The organism is Staphylococcus sp. EG-SA-18 (genome assembly GCF_017151825.1).
Lineage (GTDB): Bacteria > Bacillota > Bacilli > Staphylococcales > Staphylococcaceae > Staphylococcus > Staphylococcus aureus.
In genome coordinates this window covers 59,418-78,316 of the sequence record NZ_JACYVY010000064.1, presented here as the reverse complement: position 1 = coordinate 78,316, position 18,899 = coordinate 59,418, and the positions used below count along the sequence as shown (strand labels likewise).

Annotated in this window: 18 protein-coding genes; 8 read left to right on the top strand and 10 right to left on the bottom strand. The window is 32.4% G+C overall.

Annotated features, from left to right (window positions below):
• The first annotated feature begins 61 nt into the window (after positions 1-61).
• Positions 62-451, top strand: coding sequence for a DUF7147 family protein (locus tag IDG66_RS12385; protein WP_000814565.1), 390 nt, complete (start codon positions 62-64; stop codon positions 449-451).
• Between the two features lie 2 nt (positions 452-453).
• Here the strand turns inward: IDG66_RS12385 and IDG66_RS12380 are convergent, their stop codons facing one another.
• Positions 454-708: a YlbG family protein gene (locus IDG66_RS12380; protein ID WP_001049150.1), complete on the bottom strand. Its 255-nt coding sequence runs from the start codon at positions 706-708 to the stop codon at positions 454-456.
• A 238-nt stretch (positions 709-946) separates the two neighbouring features.
• Here IDG66_RS12380 and IDG66_RS12375 point away from each other — a divergent pair, with 238 nt between their 5' ends.
• The gene (locus IDG66_RS12375; RefSeq protein WP_000757597.1) at positions 947-1,873 is read left to right on the top strand and encodes a glycerophosphodiester phosphodiesterase; all 927 of its coding nucleotides are present in this window, start codon (positions 947-949) and stop codon (positions 1,871-1,873) included.
• Positions 1,874-1,935: 62 nt separating this feature from the next.
• Here the strand turns inward: IDG66_RS12375 and IDG66_RS12370 are convergent, their stop codons facing one another.
• From IDG66_RS12370 to cyoE, 4 genes are all read right to left on the bottom strand, one after another.
• A complete protein-coding gene (locus IDG66_RS12370; RefSeq protein WP_000606480.1) occupies positions 1,936-2,370 on the bottom strand; it encodes a YlbF/YmcA family competence regulator in 435 nt (144 codons plus the stop codon).
• Between the two features lie 15 nt (positions 2,371-2,385).
• A complete protein-coding gene (locus IDG66_RS12365; protein ID WP_000733409.1) occupies positions 2,386-3,423 on the bottom strand; it encodes a CAP-associated domain-containing protein in 1,038 nt (345 codons plus the stop codon).
• Positions 3,424-3,749: 326 nt separating this feature from the next.
• Positions 3,750-4,211 carry a DUF420 domain-containing protein gene (locus IDG66_RS12360; RefSeq protein WP_000538766.1) on the bottom strand — a complete coding sequence of 154 codons (462 nt, stop codon included), beginning with the start codon at positions 4,209-4,211 and terminating at the stop codon, positions 3,750-3,752.
• A 24-nt stretch (positions 4,212-4,235) separates the two neighbouring features.
• Positions 4,236-5,147 carry a heme o synthase gene (gene cyoE / locus IDG66_RS12355; RefSeq protein ID WP_000031403.1) on the bottom strand — a complete coding sequence of 304 codons (912 nt, stop codon included), beginning with the start codon at positions 5,145-5,147 and terminating at the stop codon, positions 4,236-4,238.
• A 439-nt stretch (positions 5,148-5,586) separates the two neighbouring features.
• Between cyoE and IDG66_RS12350 the strand changes: the two genes are divergently transcribed.
• Complete coding sequence (locus tag IDG66_RS12350) at positions 5,587-6,498, top strand: COX15/CtaA family protein (RefSeq protein WP_000467124.1); 912 nt, start codon at positions 5,587-5,589, stop codon at positions 6,496-6,498.
• A gap of 139 nt (positions 6,499-6,637) precedes the next feature.
• Here IDG66_RS12350 and IDG66_RS12345 read toward each other — a convergent pair whose 3' ends face one another.
• The 3 genes from IDG66_RS12345 to IDG66_RS12335 form a co-directional block, all read right to left on the bottom strand.
• Entirely contained in the window at positions 6,638-10,090 is a 3,453-nt protein-coding gene (locus IDG66_RS12345; RefSeq protein ID WP_000809529.1) for a pyruvate carboxylase, read from the bottom strand.
• Positions 10,091-10,643: 553 nt separating this feature from the next.
• Positions 10,644-11,870: a cell division peptidoglycan polymerase FtsW gene (gene ftsW / locus IDG66_RS12340; RefSeq protein WP_000787940.1), complete on the bottom strand. Its 1,227-nt coding sequence runs from the start codon at positions 11,868-11,870 to the stop codon at positions 10,644-10,646.
• 313 nt (positions 11,871-12,183) lie between these two features.
• Positions 12,184-12,459 carry an Fpa/YlaN family protein gene (locus IDG66_RS12335; RefSeq protein WP_001118417.1) on the bottom strand — a complete coding sequence of 92 codons (276 nt, stop codon included), beginning with the start codon at positions 12,457-12,459 and terminating at the stop codon, positions 12,184-12,186.
• A 140-nt stretch (positions 12,460-12,599) separates the two neighbouring features.
• Between IDG66_RS12335 and IDG66_RS12330 the strand changes: the two genes are divergently transcribed.
• Both IDG66_RS12330 and IDG66_RS12325 read left to right on the top strand, forming a co-directional pair.
• Positions 12,600-13,082, top strand: a complete 483-nt coding sequence (locus IDG66_RS12330; protein ID WP_183139263.1) for a hypothetical protein — start codon at positions 12,600-12,602, stop codon at positions 13,080-13,082.
• A gap of 1 nt (position 13,083) precedes the next feature.
• Positions 13,084-13,251 carry a YlaI family protein gene (locus IDG66_RS12325; RefSeq protein WP_001250275.1) on the top strand — a complete coding sequence of 56 codons (168 nt, stop codon included), beginning with the start codon at positions 13,084-13,086 and terminating at the stop codon, positions 13,249-13,251.
• A gap of 139 nt (positions 13,252-13,390) precedes the next feature.
• On the opposite strand, the gene typA is transcribed toward IDG66_RS12325, so the two are convergent.
• Positions 13,391-15,238, bottom strand: coding sequence for a translational GTPase TypA (gene typA, locus IDG66_RS12320; RefSeq protein ID WP_000182654.1), 1,848 nt, complete (start codon positions 15,236-15,238; stop codon positions 13,391-13,393).
• Between the two features lie 101 nt (positions 15,239-15,339).
• On the opposite strand from typA, the gene IDG66_RS12315 reads away from it, so the two are divergent.
• A complete protein-coding gene (locus tag IDG66_RS12315) occupies positions 15,340-15,531 on the top strand; it encodes a DUF5325 family protein (RefSeq protein ID WP_206172204.1) in 192 nt (63 codons plus the stop codon).
• Positions 15,532-15,684: 153 nt separating this feature from the next.
• Here IDG66_RS12315 and IDG66_RS12310 read toward each other — a convergent pair whose 3' ends face one another.
• Positions 15,685-16,512, bottom strand: coding sequence for an inositol monophosphatase family protein (locus IDG66_RS12310; RefSeq protein WP_001240316.1), 828 nt, complete (start codon positions 16,510-16,512; stop codon positions 15,685-15,687).
• A gap of 156 nt (positions 16,513-16,668) precedes the next feature.
• Here IDG66_RS12310 and IDG66_RS12305 point away from each other — a divergent pair, with 156 nt between their 5' ends.
• Together IDG66_RS12305 and IDG66_RS12300 are read left to right on the top strand one after the other, a co-directional pair.
• Positions 16,669-17,283 carry a YktB family protein gene (locus tag IDG66_RS12305; RefSeq protein ID WP_000170601.1) on the top strand — a complete coding sequence of 205 codons (615 nt, stop codon included), beginning with the start codon at positions 16,669-16,671 and terminating at the stop codon, positions 17,281-17,283.
• 183 nt (positions 17,284-17,466) lie between these two features.
• A complete protein-coding gene (locus IDG66_RS12300) occupies positions 17,467-18,819 on the top strand; it encodes an Nramp family divalent metal transporter (protein ID WP_001060842.1) in 1,353 nt (450 codons plus the stop codon).
• The last annotated feature ends 80 nt before the right edge of the window (positions 18,820-18,899 follow it).

Sequence of the window (18,899 nt, the reverse complement as noted above, 5' to 3'; positions counted from 1 at the left end):
CACTTCCAATTCATTTAGTTATTTAATATAATTTATTGAGAAAAAGGAGAATGATAAACCAATGAAACAAACATTTATTACACTTGGTGAAGGTCTAACAGATTTGTTCGAATTCATGACGATGATTGAATATAACCATCAACGTATTGATAAAATTATCTATTTTCATTCACCACAAGCTGAAAATAAAAAGTCATCTGTAGCAATCATTATGAACCCTACAACTGGCAATCATTTCCAAGCATTTTATATCATGATTAACGCTATTAAATATCCATATCCAGATTCAAATAAAAAGTTTCAAATGATTAATGATTGTGCTGAAAAATTCGACATACCAATTTTAGGTATCGATGTACAGCCCCCTCAAGCATTTCATGATTTATCGTTATATTATAATTATTTAATTAGTGTGTTAAGGCTCCAAAAATGGATACCAGAACTTCAATAATATTAATTATATATTTCGTGTTTCTCTTTTTCGTAAGTTTTCTTTAAGTATTTATATGGTGAGCCATCAATGTGTCTAACGTATTTAAGTTGCATTAGTTTATGTACAATTTGATCAACATCTTGCTCATTCACATACATAATTACAAATTTACGATCTCTATTTGAATGAACGATATGTCCATATTTTCGGATTTGTCGTTCATGTTTCATATGTTTTAAATAAACTACAATACTAGTTCTTGGGATTAAATTCATTTAAACCTCACTCCATTTATTTTCAGCATTAATCATATCATGTCTTTATTAATTTTAAAATATTAAGCTACCTTAAATATGTCTTGTGTAATTGCTCGATAAATGTATTTAGATTATATTAAACATCATTATATTAATTCAATTCTCAAGAGCATCACTATTTGATTAACCACACATTTCACTGTAGTCAGAACTATGATTTTGTTAAGCTATAAAAGTAAACGAGGAGGAATTTTCTATGAAAAAAGTAAACAGAAACATTTTAAATGCGGTACTAGTCGGTGCTGGATTTGTAAGTAGTCTATTAATGATCAATAAAAATAAAGTGAGTACTAAAAAGCAAACCATCCCTGCTTTTTTCAAAGGCAATGCACCATATATATTTGCGCATCGCGGTGGTATGGCTTTAAGACCAGAGCAAACGCAACTTGCATTTGACTATGCTAAACAATTAGGCGTTGATGGCTTTGAAACGGATGTGAGACTCACAAAAGATCAACAGCTTATCGTTTTTCATGACGCAACTGTTGATAGAACGACGAACGGCTCTGGAAAAGTTAGTGCCCATACATTAGCAGAATTAAAGAAATTAGACGCAGCTTATCACTTCAAAGATATCAATGGACTAACACCATATCGTGGTCATGCACACACAGCTATACTAACCTTCGATGAGTTGCTGAAGCAATATCCTGATATGTATATAAACGTAGACTTAAAAGATGCTCCTGAATCCTATGAAGGCTCAATCGCACCACAAATTATGTTTGATACAATTGCAGAAAATCAAGCATTTGACCGCGTTCTTGTGACAAGTTTTTATAAAGAACAAATCGTTCGTTTTAATAAAATTGCACAAGGATCCGTCGCAATTGGTGCTAGCCAACAGGAAGTTACAGAAGCATTTTTAAAATATCATTTATTAGGTGGTAGATACTACCAACCATTAGCACAAACGTTCCAAATGCCTACTCATTTTAAAGGCATTGATTTGACTTCATCTCGTTTTATCAAATGGTTAAATGATATGAATATCATTCCAGGCTATTATGGCGTAAATAGTATAGATCTGATGAATGATTTATACCAAAAAGGTGCACACACGATTGTGACAGATCGACCAGATTTAGCACAACAATTCAAACAAACAATCCCGAATAAATAAAAACATCGAGTCAGATGCTAGTTAGTGGTTTCAATAACCACCTTTTTCTGACTCGATGTTTTTTATAATGAACAATTACAGGATCCGCCCGTCGCACAACCACTATGTGATGTTTGAAAGAATGGATTACCTGTTTCTATTTTGACATGCTCTGAAACAGCGTACGCAATTTTCGTAACAACTTCATCAATTAAATGTTGAAGTGCCATTTCCCTAGCTTTGTAATGCATCACAACGTCAAGCATCTCATATGCTCTTTTGCGTTGTCTTGTCTCTAACATGACTTTCTTATAATCAGGATGATATTTCCCGAAACGCATTACTTCATCATATTTCTCTTTTGATTTTAAAAATGATTGATAAAGTAAATGTGCTTCGTCATTGTTTTCGAGCGCCTGTTTAGCTTGCTCAAATGATGCATAAATATCTGATGCAACTATCATATCAGCTAGTTCATCAATATCATCTAATATCGCTAGTGAAGCTTCATTAATCATAAATACCCCTCATTGTTATTTTTCTAAGAAAATTAGTGAATAATAATCTCTCATTACATCTCCACCCATCTCATCGTATTTTGAATTTAATAGACGAGATCGATGTATATCTGAATTCATCCAACTATGGATTAATGTTGGTACATCATTAAACGCATAACCAACATTTTGAGCAGTTGTTTTATAAGTAACGTGATTTTTATCTAATTGCCCTCTTAATGCGTCCTCTGTAAATTCAACACTATCAGAACCATTAGAGGTCGCTTCATATAAGTTATTAGATGCAATATGTGCTAAATCGCTATTGATTTTCAATGGTTTTAATCCTTTTAATTTTCTCATTTCATTCGTTACTTCATAAAGAGAAATTAATTGATTTGGATTTTGCTCAACTGGACGCTTATTATGCTCTTCTGACGTAGAATTAGAATTTAATTGATAAGGTTCAATATCTGCTAACATTTCTTTTGTTAAAAATCGTACACTTAGCACCTTTTTCGATTGTTGATCAGAATACACTTGTGCATATATGTCGCCATATTTAATCAGTGTTTGTGTTTTTAAATCTTCATCTGAAAGTTCAAATTCATATTTTTTACCATCAACTTTAAAGGACGGTTCTGGATTAATACTTGTATGATTAAAAATTTCTGCAGAATGTTGTCCTATTTTTAACGGACTAACATTGACTTTCTCACCTGTAGCATACACTGAAACGATTTCTTCACGTTTAGTTGAAACAATGTAATAACTGTTTTTGTCTTTAAACACATAATTTTTGTAACCATCTCTAAAAGGGTAGACACGATCTGCTTGTCCAAATTTAGAAGTAAGCACTTTAATATCTTTACCTACCCATGTACCAACACCTTCTTTAGGCTTTGGATTTTCAGCATGGTTATTTGATTTATTCACCTGTTCAGATCTATTTACTTTATTACCTTTATTCGGGTTCTCTAATACATCAAATTTTAATCTCGGTGAATAAAAAAGATATATTAAAAATCCAACTAAAAATAATACACCGACGACTCTTATAATTAACTTTTTCATCAATCAACCACCTAAAAAGTATTAATACTATTGTAAAAAACAACACATTAATTAGCAAATTTTCAACACTGACATAACTGTGTCGTTTCGATGAAACAAAATCATCTTCAGGCATAATTTTAACGTCATAAAGATTTTCCCTACACTCTATATCATAACCTATCTTTATGTTTTCAGGTTGAATTTCATTATTAGGATTAAAATATGTATAAAAAAATGGACAGTTAAGGTATCAAATGAATACCATCAACTGTCCGACTATTCTTCATCAAAAAACCTGATAAAACAAATTGCCTTATCAGATTAGTATCATTTGTATAAGCATATTAATGACCAAATGTTGCTTTAATCAGTGATGTCGTTTCTCCACCTGGATATAATACATATAATAATAAGTAAACTGCTACACCTGTAATTGCAGTACAGAACCATATAACTGAAGCGAATGGCCCGAATTTGCGGTGTACATTATATTTATCTTTAAATGCAGTAATAATTTGAACTAGGCCTAGAATACCACCAATTGTTGCTAAATTAATGTGGAAAAATAAGAAAATCGTATAATATTTCTTAATTGATGCTGGTCCGCCAAATGCTGTATTACCGATGAAAATCGTTCTACTTGCATAGATTAAGAAAAAAGTTAAAGCAAAAACAGCTGCAGCTAACATAACATTTTTGTGTTTATTTATTTCCCTTTTCCAAATAAGTCTCCAACCAATGGCAATTAAAATTGCACTAATGACAATACATGTCGTACTAATCGTTGGTAAAATTGGAACGCCCATATTTTTCATCCTAACTTAATTAATCTAGATCAAAGTAAGTAATGAAACAATCACAGCTAACACGAAAAAGATCACTAAATAATTTAGTGAATATATAAACATTTGTGTTGCCCATTTTGTTTGATCTGAATTTTTCTTAAATGTTGTTAAACCTAATGCAATCCATCCTAAATTTAATAATGTAGCTAACACTACGAATACGACACCTAAATTTATTAGTAATAAAGGTACTGGCAATAAAATAATCAACCAGATAAACATACTGACACGTGTACGTTTAAAGCCTTTAACTGATGGTAACATTGGAATATTTGCAAGTGCATATTCATCTTTACGTTTAATAGCTAAGGCATAAAAATGAATTGGTTGCCAACAAAATACAACTAAAAACAGCGCAATCGCTGTTAAACTAATTTGTCCTTCAATTGCAACCCATCCAATTAGTGGTGGTACTGCTCCAGGAAAACTCCCAATCACTGTGTTCCATGTTGTATGTCTTTTAGACCATATTGAGTAATAAGACACATAACCTACAATCCCCATAAGACCAAGTACGCCTGATGGTATATTCAATAAAAACAAACAAATTTCTCCAACTAACATCATACCAAAACTTAATAATAATAAATTTTGATCTGTAATTCTATTATTTACAGTTGGTCTATTTTGTTTACTAGGCATAATACGATCAATATCTTGGTCGTAATAATTATTTAACGCACATGCGCCACCCATAATTAAAGTAGATCCTAATAGCATTAATAAAATTTGAGGTATTGATGATAAGAAGGAATGATTTGTCATTACAACTGCTAGCCATGCGCCCGCAAAAGCCGGAATTAAGTTACCTTGAACAAGTCCCATTTTAATTATCTGTTGCAATTCTTTGAAGTTAACTCTGCTAATATTTTGTGACAAAGTATGCTCTTTGCTCATAATCCCCCTCCTTAAATTTGTTCATATAAGATTATGATATCTTAGATTGCATAAAAAGACTAGGTTTAATAAAATTAAATTGTGACAAATTAACGACAAGAGAAAATGTCAATTTTGTGACACAAATAACATTTAATTTATTGCTATAATGTATATGTTAGAAAATTTTAATAAGTAGAATCATGCATCTAAAAGAGATTAATATTTAAGCTTCAAATTTGAGTAAACGTGGATTACATAATTATCCCAATAAAAAAATCATTACGATTAAGTTCTTTTTATGTCGTCCACATACAATACTTGTAAAATTAAATCATATTTCCTGCGTTGGATCCCATCTTTTCATATCCTACAATCAGGTCAATTTATAGTATCATCTCAAATCCGGCTATTAATTCTAATTCTCAGTGATGCGTTTTTTTATGATGGGGTGTATAAATTGTTTGGCAAAAAGAATTTAAAATGGTTAGGTGTCGTAGCAACGTTAATGATGACATTTGTACAACTTGGTGGAGCCTTAGTTACCAAAACCGGATCAGCTGATGGTTGTGGTTCTTCTTGGCCACTATGTCATGGTGCGTTGATTCCAGAATTCTTTCCTATTGATACGATTATTGAGTTAAGTCATAGAGCCGTTTCAGCTTTGTCTTTATTAATGGTCTTATGGTTAGTTATCACTGCATGGAAACATATAGGCTATATTAAAGAAATTAAACCTTTATCAATCATTAGTGTTGGATTCTTATTATTGCAAGCATTAATCGGAGCTGCTGCTGTTATTTGGCAACAAAACGATTACGTTTTAGCATTGCACTTTGGTATATCATTAATCAGTTTCTCATCTGTATTTTTAATAACATTGATTATTTTCTCTATAGATCAAAAATATGAAGCTGACGAATTATATATCAAAAAGCCATTAAGACGTTTAACATGGTTAATGGCAATCATCATTTATTGTGGTGTTTATACTGGTGCACTAGTGAGACATGCGGATGCAAGTTTAGCATATGGTGGTTGGCCATTGCCATTCCACGATCTTGTACCACATTCAGAACAAGATTGGGTTCAACTCACGCATCGTATCATGGCTTTTATAGTGTTTACGATTATTATGATTACTTATATTCACGCTGTTAAAAATTATCCAAATAACCGTACTGTTCATTATGGTTATACAGCTGCATTTATACTTGTTATATTACAAGTTATCACAGGTGCATTATCTATTATGACAAATGTTAACCTGCTAATCGCACTTTTCCATGCATTATTTATCACTTATTTATTTGGTATGACAACATACTTTATCATGCTAATGTTACGATCAGTAAGAAGTGACAAGCAATAACAAAAAAGCAAACCGTAATTTTAATGGCACGCCCATTAAAATTACGGTTTTTTATATCAATATTTAAAATTAAACCTAAGCCATGTAAAAACGAGATTACACGTCAATTGTTGTGTAATCTCGTTTTATTTTAATCATTTTAGTCAGTTGCTTTTTCAATTTCGATTAATAAATCGCCTGTCGCTATTGTGTCACCATTATTTACAGTTACTTGTTTAATCACACCGTCAAATGGTGCTTGAATTGTTGTTTCCATTTTCATAGCTTCAGTAATTAGCAACGGCTGGTTAGCTTTCACAGATTCACCTACACTAACCTTGACTTCAGTTACTGAACCTGGCATTTGCGCACCGATATGACTTGGATTACTCTTATCTGCTTTTGGCTTAACGTTCGCATTTGTATGCACATTCTCATCTTTAATGTAAATACGTCTCGCTTGACCATTCATCGCATAGTAAATCGTTCTATTACCATTTTCATCTGGTTCACTAATCGTTTCTAGTTTAATAATTAATCGTTTACCCTTATCGATTTCGATTTCTACTGTTTCACCATTACGCATTCCAAAGAAGAATGTAGGCGTATCAAGTAACGATAAGTTTCCGTATTGATTTCTAGTTTGAATATATTGTTCATATACTTTTGGATATAATACATAACTAATAATATCTTGCTCCGTAACAGGACCTTGTTGCTCTTCTTCAAGCAACTCACGGACTTTTTCAAAATCAACTGGCTCTAGATATTCACCTGGACGAGCTGTTAGTGCTTCTTGGCCTTTTAAAATAACCGCTTGTAAATCTTTATTAAAACCATTTACAGGTTGTCCTATTTCGCCTTTGAAGAACGACACTACTGATTCTGGGAAATCTAATTTATAGCCATCTGTAATCACGGATTGTTCATCAAGATCATTTTGTACCATATAAAGTGCCATATCACCAACTACTTTAGACGATGGAGTTACTTTTACGATATCACCAAATAAGAAATTCACTCTGCGATACATATCTTTGACTTCATCAAATCTTTCGCCTAAACCTAAACTTTTAGCTTGTTGACTTAAATTCGAATACTGTCCACCAGGCATTTCATGTTGATAAATTTCAGTATTCGGTGATTTGATATCACTTTCAAAGTCTGAATAATAAGTACGTACAGTTGACCAATAATGACTAAGTGACTCCATACCTTCAATATCAGTTCTAAGGTGGCGTGGGAAGCCATTTAATGCATAATATAACGAATTGGCGCTTGGCTGACTTGTTAAACCACTCATTGAAGCAACAGCAGTATCAATGATATCGACACCAGCATCTATTGCTTGTTTGTATGTTAATAAACCATTACCACTTGTATCATGAGTGTGAAGATGAATTGGTAAATCTACAGCTGATTTTAACTCACCAATCAATTCGTAAGCGGCTTTAGGTTTTAATAAGCCTGCCATATCTTTAATCGCTAAAATATGGAAACCTTCACGTTCTAACTCTTTAGCTAGTTTGACATAATACTCTAAAGTATAAATGTTTGATCGCTCAGGATTTAAAATGTCACCTGTATAACAAATAGTACCTTCAGAGATTTTGCCCGCTTCTTGTACTGCTTCATTGGCAACTTTCATTTGATCTACCCAGTTTAAAGAATCGAAAATTCTAAAGACATCTATGCCTGCTTTAGCACTTTCTTGTACGAATTTATGAATAACATTATCAGGATAGTTTTTATAACCAACTGCGTTTGAAGCACGTAACAACATTTGGAATAATACATTTGGAATAGCTTTACGTAGACGTTCAAGTCGTTCCCATGGGTTTTCCTTCAAGAAATTATATGCCACATCAAATGTAGCACCGCCCCACATTTCAAGTGAGAAACCATCTTTAAATACGTCCGCTGTTTTGGATGCGATATTAATCATATCCTTAGTTCTAACTCGTGTAGCTAATAATGATTGGTGTGCATCTCTAAAGGTTGTATCTGTTAGTAAAACATCATCCTGCTTTTTAACCCATTCAGCTACACCTTTTGGACCTACTTCATCAAGCAATTGTTTCGTACCACTAAATGAAGCGATTTTACTTGAAGATACAGTTGGAATTGATGCTAATTCATAGTCTGGTTTCGGACGTTTCTCAACATTTGGGAAACCATTAATTGTTACATTACCTATATATTCTAATGTTTTAGTACCTCTATCTAGAGACGGCTGAATGTCGAAAAGTTCTGGTGTTTCTTCAATAAATTTAGTTGTGTAATCACCACTTGTGAACTTTTTATTCTTCATTACATTAATTAAGAATGGAATATTAGTTTTAACACCACGAATACGCATTTCTCGTAATGAACGTACCATTTTTTCTTCTGCTTGTTTAAATGATATCGCGTGTGTAGATAATTTTACGAGTAATGAATCATAATAAGGTGATATCTCAGCACCTTGGAAACCATCTCCAGCATCGAGACGTACACCAAAGCCACCGCTTGAACGATAAGCAATGATTGTTCCAGTATCCGGCATGAAATCATTTAACGGATCTTCTGTTGTAATACGACATTGGATGGCATAGCCCAATGTTGTAATATCTTTTTGTTGCGGCATATTAATTTCTTCACCAAATAAATCGGCACCTGCTGCAACTAAAATTTGTGTCTTAACAATATCAATTCCTGTTACCATCTCTGTAATTGTATGCTCAACTTGTACACGAGGGTTAACTTCTATAAAGAAGAATTCGTCACCAGATACTAGAAATTCAACAGTACCTGCATTGACATATTTAATATTTTCCATCAATTGAATTGCAGCATCACAAATACGTTGACGTAATGTTGGTGATAATCCAACTGATGGTGCAACTTCTACAACTTTTTGATGACGACGTTGTACTGAACAATCACGTTCAAATAAGTGTACGATATTTCCATATTCGTCACCTATAACTTGTACTTCAATATGCTTTGGATTATCAATGTATCTCTCTATGTAAACTTCACTATTACCAAATGATTTTTCAGCTTCTGATTTTGCTCTATGGAAAGCATCTTCTAATTCACTTTCTTCACGAACGATTCTCATACCTTTACCGCCGCCACCACTTGTGGCCTTAATCATTAGCGGGAAACCAGCTTCTTCTGCAAATTCTTTTGCTAATTCATATGATTTAATTGGACCGTCTGTACCAGGAATAACTGGTAAATCTGCCTTGATAGCCGTTGTACGAGCTTTAACTTTATCTCCAAACATATCTAAATGTTCTAAATGAGGACCAATAAATTTAATTCCTTCTTCTGCACAACGACGCGCAAATTGTTCATTTTCACTTAAAAATCCATAGCCAGGATGAATCGCATCCACATTCGCTTGTTTTGCTACATCAATGATACGCTCAATATTTAAATAACTTTCAGCAGGACCTAAATCACTTCCAACTAAATAGGATTCATCTGCTTTATATCTATGTAATGAACTTTTGTCTTCATTCGAATAAATTGCAACTGTGCTGATGTCTAATTCTGCCGCCGCTCTGAATATACGAATTGCAATTTCTCCACGGTTAGCAACAAGTAACTTTTTTATTTGTTTCAATAGCGATACACTCCTCAAACTATTAGAATTTTCTAACTAATTAGATAATAAAATTTTATCTTAAAGCGCTCTGTTTTGCTATAGTTATGTTTCAAATTTTCAAAATTTAACATTCTTGAGACAATTAAAACCTCCGCTTCAGAAATAATAATTTCAAAAATGACTATGCAACAACAGGTAGTTCACGTTTTTGTTGTGAAACATTTTCGATTTCTACAACTCTAAAAAATTAAAAATAAAATTGCAAAACATCAACATTTATTATCAATAGCGATAACTTTATCTTATCATCATGATTCTAATTTCGCCACCACATTTAGTAATTTTTAGTCATAAAATTTAGTTATAATTATACGTTGTTTTGTTTATAAAATTTGATAATCATGAGTAATCTCGTAATATCAAAACAAAAAGGAAGTTAAGCGTTGTTTGGTTGCCTAACTTCCGTTATTGAACTCATCAGTCCAATTTGACAAAGAGTATATAAATAGCCAATGTTTAGCATTGCTTAATGACAGAAGTCATCTCGTACTAAATATTGGCTAGTATTTTTTTAATTAAATTGTCTTCTTATATCAACTTTTTGTTGTTGTTTCTTTCGTTGCTGGTCTACTTTGATTTGTTTACCTACAATCAGAAGTAATCCCATAGCAATACTTAAACTAATCATTGATGATCCACCAAAGCTGATAAATGGCAATGGCACACCAGTTAATGGAATTGTTGCCGAAATACCGCCAATGTTTACAAACGTTTGACTTCCAAAGTATGTGGCAATCCCAACACACACAAGTTTATAAAAATATGATGATGTTTTATTTGCAAACTGGAAGGCACGATATACAATAAAGAACTCTAAAGTAATAACTAGCAATCCTCCGATTAAACCTAATTCTTCGCAAATAATTGCAAAAATAAAATCTGTATGTGGTTCTGGTAAATAGCCCAATTTCATTGCACTATTTCCTAATCCTTTTCCAAATACGCCACCGTTACCTATCGCAAGCAATGAATTGGAAATATGGTATCCAGTTCCTGATTCGAATTGGAATGGATCTGTTAGCGTACTAAATCTGGCAGTTAAATAACTTGGTAACCAACCAGCCATTAATGCAATGACAAATACTACTAAGAATCCTAGTACTGCTGGTATACCAAATCTTAGGACTTTGTTTACCCCAATTCCTGAATAAAAAATGATCGCAACTAAAATAATTAATATTAGTAATGTTTGCCCTACGTCTTTTTGTAGGAAAACTAAAAACGTACAACCTAATGCTAATACAATAGGACTTAAAATTAATTTTGGTTTACTTAATACTCTAGGCATTTTTTTACTGATCATAAATGGGATATATAATATGATTGCAATTTTTAATAACTCAGATGCCTGTAAGTTCATAAATCCTAAGTTTATCCAACTTTTAGAACCATTAATATCTTTACCTATTACTAACGTCAGTAATAATAGTGAGACGATAGTTATAATCATACCTTTTTGCACTTTAATATTACTCAGTAATTTAACATTCATTAAAAATGCAATAAAAAATACAATTATAAAACTCATTATGACATATGCTAATTGTCGGTTGTAAAAATACGTTCCTGGAACATCGATACCACCAGTCAATGTGCCTTTAGTTGCTGGAACCATACTTGCACTATATACCATCACTAATCCAATTAAACTCAATACAATATATGTAACTAATAACGGATAATCAATAAACTTTGAGGTTTTACCAATATACCGTAAAATACTTCTAAAATTCTTCATATATTCAGTCATCCAATTCTACAATTTATACTTCAAATGATTTCGTTTTATACTTTAATTTTAAAAATCCATGTTACTTATTATATACATGACACAGTCATAATCACAAATATTAACAGGTCTCTTGAGGTAATTTATAGAATATTTGTTTACTTAATATCGTGAATTGCTAAAACCCAATAAAAGTGACTGACATGTCATCAAGAAGACAACATAACAGCCACTTTAATCAGTAATTAAACTATAAATATAAAATCGGCGCAGCTCAATTGTCGATATCTCACGCCATTTTAATATGCTTATATATTAAACCTTAAACAAGTGTAAAAGCTTCATGTAATTTTGAAAGTTCTTTCTCAAGACGTAACATAATTTGTTTGCCATCTTCGCGGTCAACTAAACCTAATTTAACAGCAAAATCAACTTCTTTTTGAAGTCCAAACATTTGTGTATCTAGTACTTCTTCATATAATGGGCATGAAGGTAATGTTAAATTATCTAGTTGAACTTTAATCAGATGCAAGATTTCATCAGCATCTTTAGTCAATTGTTTCAAAGCTGCATTTTTCATTGTTGCTTGTTTCGCCATGACACGCTCCCCCTCTATATAAATTCTCAAGTCTTACTAAAAGTTTATCTTACTAAATATTAAAAAGCAAGTAGATTTAAAATGTGTCGTTAGCAATTTGTGTTAAAATAATGCTATATACATTGATAGGGAGTGGGAAAATGATACAAATTAAAGGAGCCATAAAGTTTCCTATAACATTAGATAGTACGACTTGGATTTTCGATGATAGAAAAGTTAGCATCGAAGATTTAGAAAAAGGTGTATTTGATGGTTCAAAACCAATCGACTTTGAAGATAATCATGAATGGAATCGTGCTATCCTAGAAGGACAAACTAATCCGCCTACTTTAAATTCAGAAATAAAATATAAAAAACGTGCCATGTTAGAAGGTTCATTTGTCATTAATATGACACCTTTTTTCAAACATTCCGAACCACATGACTCTGCAACTACTATTCGATTATCAAATGAGCATGATCATTTAGATATACCGATAGATCTATTACCCTATTTATTTTTCCAATTTGCAAAAGACGGTAAACGACTTTACAGCGATAATGGTGTAGATAGTTTTATTTACAATCAAGAAGATGGTTATTCATATCGAATCAACCATGTAACTCATATTGAGGTGATTTAATTTGAGACAAGTGCAATGCATTATCTGTGATGCAAAAGTATTTATAGATGAGCGCACAACTGAGTCTAAACGACTTAAAAACAATCCTATTCGAACATTTATGTGTGATGATTGTAAAAGTCGATTAGACACACCTAAACAACGTGCGCAACACTATCCGCTCGATTAATATCTGAATAAACAAGTTAGAAATTTGAAAATGTGAAAGTAACAGGAAATAATAGCATTTAAACACTTTTTCAAATATTATATGCCAAAAGAGAAGCTAAGCAACTTTCATCGCTCAGCTTCTCTTTTATTATGTTAAATTATTCGTTTTCTTGCATCATTTGTTTGATACGCTTTGCTTCTTTTTCACGAACATTTTTGTTTAAAATTTTCTTTCTTAAACGTATGCTTTCTGGTGTAACCTCAACAAGTTCATCATCATTAATGAATTGTAACGCTTCTTCCAATGTTAGAATACGCGGTCTATTCATTGTTTGTGTTTGGTCTTTCGTTGCAGAACGTACGTTAGTTTGATGTTTTGTTTTAGTGATGTTAACAGTTAAATCATTTTCACGATTATGTTCACCAACAATCATACCTTCATAAACTTCAGTACCAGGTTCCATGAAGTTTACACCTCTATCTTCAAGTCCCAAAATGGCATAAGTACTTGCAGAACCTTGATCCATTGAAATTAATGCACCATTACGACGACCGCCAATTTGTGCTTTAATACGTGGTCTAAATTCTTCAAATGTATGGTTAATAATACCGTAACCTCTTGTCATTGACATAAATTCAGTCGTATAACCAATCATACCACGAGCCGGTACATTAAAGATTAAACGTGTAAGTCCATTATCAGTTGTAGTCATATCAACCATTTCACCTTTACGTGCACCTAATGATTCAATAACAGCACCTGCATTTTCTTGTGGCACTTCACATTGCACACGTTCAAATGGTTCACACATTACACCATCTATTTCTTTAATAATTACTTGTGGTTTTGAAACTTGTAATTCATAACCTTCACGACGCATATTTTCAATAAGGATTGATAAATGCAATTCACCGCGACCAGCAACTACCCATGTATCTGGAGAATCTGTGTTAGAAACTTTCAAAGATACATCTGTTTCTAATTGTTGATTTAAACGTTCTTGAATTTGACGCGCTGTTACAAAGTCACCTTCACGGCCAGCAAATGGAGAATTGTTAACTTTAAATGTCATTTCAAGAGTAGGCTCATCAATACGTAGAACTGGCAATGCTTCTTGATGGTCATGTGGTGTTACAGTTTCACCAACATTAATGTCTTCCATACCTGAAACAGCAATTAAATCTCCAGCTTGTGCTTCTTCAATTTCTAAACGTTTTAATCCAAAGTAACCAAAGATTTTAGTTACACGGAAGTTTTTCACTGTACCGTCTAATTTAATTAGTGATACATTATCTCCGACACGCATTTTACCTCTGAATACACGACCAATACCAATACGTCCAACATAATCATTGTAGTCCAACAATGCTACTTGGAATTGTAATGGCTCATCACTGTTATCAATTGGAGCTGGTACATAATCAATAATTGTTTCATATAATGATTGTAAATTATCATCTTGTTTTTCAGGATCTAAGCTAGCTGTTCCATTTACTGCTGAAGCATAAACAACAGGGAATTCTAATTGTTCATCGTTTGCTTCTAATTCAATAAATAAATCTAAAACTTCATCTACAACACCCTCTGGACGTGCTGATGGTTTATCAATTTTATTAACAACAACAACAGGTTTCAGGTTTTGTTCTAGCGCTTTTTTAAGTACAAAACGTGTTTGAGGCATTGTACCTTCATACGCATCTACTACTAAGACAACCCCATCAACCATTTTCATAATACGTTCTACTTCTCCACCAAAGTCTGCATGTCCTGGTGTATCCAAAATATTAATACGTGTACCTTTATAATCAACAGCCGTATTTTTGGCTAGAATCGTAATTCCACGCTCTCTTTCGATATCGTTAGAGTCCATTGCACGTTCATCGACATGTTCATTTTCTCTGAATATACCAGATTGTTTTAACAACTCATCTACTAAAGTTGTTTTACCATGGTCAACGTGAGCAATAATTGCTATATTGCGGACATCTTCTCTTTTATTAGTCATATAAATAGTTTCCTTCTTTCTTAAGTAAAATCCCACTTTTAATTACAACTTTTTTATTATATCATATAATTGAGAAAAGATAAGCAAAAGGTGGGGATAGGATGAAACAAAAAAAATCTAAAAATATCTTTTGGGTATTTTCTATATTAGCTGTTGTTTTCTTACTATTATTTAGTTTTGCTGTTGGTGCATCAAATGTACCAATGATGATTTTAACATTTATATTACTCGTTGCAACCTTTGGAATTGGATTTACTACAAAGAAAAAATATCGAGAAAACGATTGGCTATAAGTTATATCGACAATAACACGCGTTGATTTAAGACCACACATGTTCATGATGAACATTTAACTGGTTTTATATTGGCGCGTGTTTTTATTATTTAAGGTATAAAAGCGTAATATGTTACCTAATTGTTAGGACTACATATTACGCTTTTGGTAATTATTTTGATTTTCTTTTAAATCGTTGTTCATGTAATTGTATTAACGCATCATGGTGGGGCTCTAAATAATCATTGCTAATTTCTTGATGGAGACCACGATTTCCAACTAAGATTGAATTTGGACCACTAATTGTTAATGGTTCTCCTAGTAAATTGGAAGCTTGTCCATTTACTTCATATAAAATAACCAATCCGCCAGCAAAATCCCATGGTTGAAGTCTTGGCGTCATATATGCTTCTAAATTACCTGTAGCAACTGAAACGATTTCAAGCGCTGCACTACCATATGCCCTTGCACTTCTAGAATCATTAACAATTTCTTTAAAGATTTCTCCTAAAATTGGTTTAGTTAACCAGTTCGGATTGATCCCAATAATGCTTTGTCTTAGATTAGAATCATTCAATGGTTTCAAGGGTTGGCTACCACGATATGCACCTTCCCCTACTTTAGCATGATATAAGACATCAGCCATAACATCATATACAAAACCTGCATAAGGTTTACCATCGATATAAATACCAATTGAAATTGCGAAATTTTCTTGTTGATGAACAAAATTCAATGTACCGTCTATTGGGTCAACAACCCATACCGTACCTTTGGAAGTATCGATGTCATGACCATGCCCTTCTTCACCTAATACTTGATGATTGGGATATGTTTCTAAAATTGTATCAAAAATAAAATCTTCTGTTGCTTTATCTACATTTGTAACAAGGTCATTCGGATTTGACTTTGTTTCAATTGTTAAATTTTGCTCCATCAATTGTTTAATTCTAATTCCTGCTTCTTGAATAAGTCCTTGGGCAAATCCATAAAGTGCCATAACATCATCTCCTAACATCTTTATTATACATCAACATTTTATAAAAATAACTTCTTATGATAAAAATGAAAATACTAATTTTAATGAGAGCGTCTTAAGCCGCAATTGATAAAACATATGCTACAATATTTTTAAACACTATACAGGAGGTACTCTATGACAAAATATACATTTAAACCTAAAGATTTCAAAGCGTTCAACGTAGAAGGCTTAGACGCACGAATGGAAGCTTTAAACGAATACATACGACCACAACTCCATGAATTAGGAGAATATTTTAGTGACTTCTTTACAAGTCAAACTGGTGAAACATTTTATCCTCACGTAGCAAAGCATGCTAGAAGAAGTGTGAATCCTCCTAAAGATACATGGGTTGCTTTTGCAACAAACAAAAGAGGCTATAAAATGTTACCTCATTTCCAAATTGGTATGTTTGAAGATCAACTGTTTGTTATGTTTGGAATCATGCATGAAGCAAAAGATAAAGCAACACGTGCAAAAGTTTTTGAAAGAAACTTTAAAGCTATTCAACAATTACCTGATGATTATCGTGTTTGCTTAGATCATATGAAACCTGATAAACCATTTATTAAAGATTTAACGGATGATGATTTAAAAGAAGCGATACAAAGAGCCATCAATGTGAAAAAAGGTGAATTCTTTATAGCGCGTGCAATCACACCACAAGATAAAAGATTAAAAAGTGACAAAGCATTTATTGCATTTTTAGAAGAAACCTTCGATCAGTTCTTACCATTTTATTCTGCATAAATAACTTTGTTTAAATAATAGAGCACTTAATCACATCCATGATTTCGTGCTCTTTTTTCTTAATATTAAATCGAACGTTCAACATAATAATTCATACTTTTAAAAAAATTAAAATAAATTTAGGTTGACCTAAACATTTTATTAGGTTATTATATTGTCCATAAGAAGTAGAGGTGAGTCAAAATGAATAATAAACGACATTCAACAAATGAACAATTAAGTTTAGACGAAATAAACAATACAATTAAATTCGATCATCGCAGTTCAAATAAACAGAAATTTTTATCATTTCTTGGGCCTGGGTTATTAGTCGCTGTTGGTTACATGGATCCCGGAAACTGGATAACATCAATGCAAGGTGGCGCGCAATATGGCTATACTTTGCTATTCGTAATTCTTATTTCAAGTTTATCAGCAATGTTACTTCAAAGCATGACAGTGAGATTAGGAATAGCAACAGGTATGGACTTAGCTCAAATGACACGACATTATTTATCAAGACCTATTGCTATAATCTTTTGGATCATTGCAGAACTAGCAATTATCGCTACAGATATTGCTGAGGTTATTGGTAGTGCTATTGCTCTTAATCTCCTATTTAACATACCTTTAATCGTCGGTGCACTAATAACTGTACTTGATGTATTTTTACTACTATTTATAATGAAATATGGTTTTAGAAAAATTGAAGCTATTGTTGGTACATTAATTTTCACAGTGTTATTCATCTTTATATTTGAAGTCTATATTTCATCACCACAGTTGAATGCTGTGTTAAATGGATTTATACCACATAGTGAAATCATTACAAATAACGGCATTCTCTATATTGCATTAGGTATTATTGGCGCTACAATTATGCCTCATAATTTGTACTTACATTCATCAATTGTACAATCTAGAACATACTCAAGACATAACAATGAAGAAAAGGCGCAAGCGATTAAATTTGCTACGATAGATTCGAACATTCAGTTATCAATCGCATTTGTAGTCAATTGCTTATTATTAGTGTTAGGTGCATCACTATTTTTCAACTCAAACGCTGACGATTTAGGTGGTTTCTATGATTTATATCACGCCTTAAAAACTGAACCTGTACTAGGTGCAACAATGGGTGCAATCATGAGTACATTATTTGCAGTTGCATTATTAGCGTCAGGTCAAAATTCAACGATTACTGGTACTTTAGCAGGACAAATTGTAATGGAAGGATTTTTAAGATTACACATACCAAATTGGTTAAGACGTTTAATTACACGTTCCCTTGCTGTCATTCCTGTTATCGTATGCTTAATCATTTTTAAAGGTAATGCAGCTAAAATTGAGCAACTACTTGTATTCTCTCAAGTATTTTTAAGTATTGCTCTGCCATTCTGTTTAATACCATTACAATTGGCTACTAGTAATAAAGACTTGATGGGACCTTTCTATAATAAAACATGGGTTAATATCATTTCATGGACACTTATTATTATTCTAAGTATTTTAAATGTCTATTTAATCGTTCAAACATTCCAAGAACTACAAAGTTAAAAATAAAACCATTAAAATGCTGGTTGTATCTAATAATTAACAACTTAACATTTTAATGGTTTTTCTTTTGCTATGAACAT